Source organism: Streptomyces sp. NTH33, from assembly GCF_003236365.1.
In the GTDB taxonomy this organism is placed as follows: Bacteria; Actinomycetota; Actinomycetes; order Streptomycetales; family Streptomycetaceae; genus Streptomyces.
Map to the genome: position 1 here is coordinate 1 of NZ_POTZ01000753.1, position 2,107 is coordinate 2,107.

At 73.7% G+C, this 2,107-nt stretch carries 1 protein-coding gene and 1 pseudogene; both read left to right on the forward strand.

The window, feature by feature from the left end; translation table 11 throughout:
* The first annotated feature begins 135 nt into the window (after positions 1-135).
* Complete coding sequence (locus C1I97_RS35840; RefSeq protein WP_111007106.1) at positions 136-1,662, forward strand: hypothetical protein; 1,527 nt, start codon at positions 136-138, stop codon at positions 1,660-1,662.
* A gap of 52 nt (positions 1,663-1,714) precedes the next feature.
* Positions 1,715-2,107 (forward strand): annotated as a pseudogene (locus C1I97_RS35845) (hypothetical protein); the annotation flags it as partial.

Genomic DNA, 2,107 nt, shown 5'->3' on the forward strand with positions numbered 1-2,107 from the left:
GTCGTGGACCCACCGGCGGCGGGACGGCCGGGACGGGGGCTGACGGGGCCACCGTGCAGGATGTGACGACGTACGCACCGGGGGGCGTCTGCGCCGTTTGGTTCGTTGTCAGACCGAGGACCTAGTCTGTGCACCGTGACTTCGCCTGCATCGACGGACAGCGCTCCGCCCCAGCTCAGCGCGGGGCCGCGCCCTGCCCAGGGCCCGGCCGCCGACGAGGGGCTGGCACGGCGGCTGCGCGCGCTCGCCTGCACCGCGCCGCTGCACGACCTCGACGCGCGCAAGGCCAATCTCGCCGGCGAGTACTCGGTGTACGGCATGGCGGAGGTCGCGCTCGCCGCCATCGACCTGGTCACCCTCAACATGGACTTCGACACCGGCGCCGACCACGACCAGATCGTGGCCCGGCTCGTCCCGCGCGTCGCCGCCCAGGCCCCGCGGCGGCCGGCCGCCGAGCACGAGCGCGTGGCCCGCTGGGTCCTGGAGAACCTGATCAACGTCGGCAGCGTCGACCGCGGCTTCCGCGCGGTGTACGGCACGTTCGCGCCGGACGGCACGTACGTCCGCCGGGACTACGACTTCAAGCTGATCGAGGAGGTGCCGGGCCCCGGCGGCAGCGTCTACCTGCGCACCACCGACGAGGCGGTCAACGTCCTCGTCGGCGCCCTCGACACCGATGTGACCAGCGCGCAGATCGCCGCCGAGGTCAAGCTGGAAGTGCTCATCAGCCGCGGTCGCCTCGCCGACGCCCAGCTCGCCGCCGAACAGGCCCGCTACCGGACCGTGCAGTACTCGGAGATCCTGCGCAGGGCCCTGGAGGCCACCCGGCGCAACGTCCGCGCGGTGGACTGGCTCAGCGCCGTACCCGACATGATCGCCGAAGCCCTGGACCACGTCGCCGACCGCTACCGGCACGAGAACGCGATCCTGACCAACATCCGCAAGGCACGCGACGAGTCGGAGGACCCCGAGCACAAGCGGCGCGCCGCCGAGCTGGTCGACATCGTCAAGGACTGCATCCGCCGGCACACCCAACTGCAGTCCCGGCTCCTGGAGGCCGGCCCGCTGTTCCGCGCCGAGCAGGACCGGCAGGCCTTCGCCGCCCCCCTGGCCACGTCCGGGACCGACCTCTACGGCCACCTGCTCGCACCGACCCTCCCCCTGCCCCTGGAGCAGGCGATCCGCGTCACGGACGCCTTCTTCGCGCACGGTACGGGGCTGCGCACACCCGTGGCCGTCCGGGTGGGCGACCTCGTCGACATCCTGCTGACGCCCCCTGTCGAACGGGAGCACCTGGGGGCCGAGATGCCCGAGCCCGACCTGATCGCCACCCCGGACGACAGCCGGTTCAGCGAGGAGCAGCTCGCGGCCGCCACGGAGCTGCTGGACCTGCCGGCCGACGCGCCGCGGCGGCTGTCGGGCCTGCTCGCCGAGGCCCGCCGCAAGGACGCCGATCTGCCCTATCTGGTCGCCCTGCTGGCCGTGCACGCGGCCAGCCCGCCGGTCGGCACCGCCTACCGGCAGGGCGAGGAGAAGCTGTTGTTCGCCGTGGACGACGGGACAGAGCTGGACGACCCCGAGTTCGGCGGCGCCGACCTCATCGTCGGCACGGCGCTGCTGGACGCGGCGGGTATGGCGACCGACCGGACGGAGGCGGCGTGAGCCCCGCCGGCACCCGTACGCACCAGCCAGACCGTGACAAGGAGCCCCAACCGTGACCGAGCACGTCGACCGGAGTGAGCCGGAAGCCGCAGGTACGCCCACGGCGGCCGCCGTCACACCCGCCGACGCCGCCGACGCGGCCCGGCTCGTCGCCTTCGGCCTGCAGCCCAAGCTGCAGCCCGCGCGCGACCAGGAGTACGCCGACCTGCTGCGCCGCCACCGCGAGGACCCGGCGTTCGCACGGCTCGCCGACGCCGTGGCCGCCGGGCTGGGGCTGGTCGTCCTGGAGGTGTCCCCGCGCGCGGGGATGGCGGTCACCGCGGCCGAGGACACGCTGTCCTTCCTCGGTGTCGGTCTCGCCGAGCCCACGGTGTCCTGGGGTGTGGACGTGGCCAACGGGCGGCAGCAGCTGCGCAACGCGCCGTACGTCCTGATCATTCCCTCG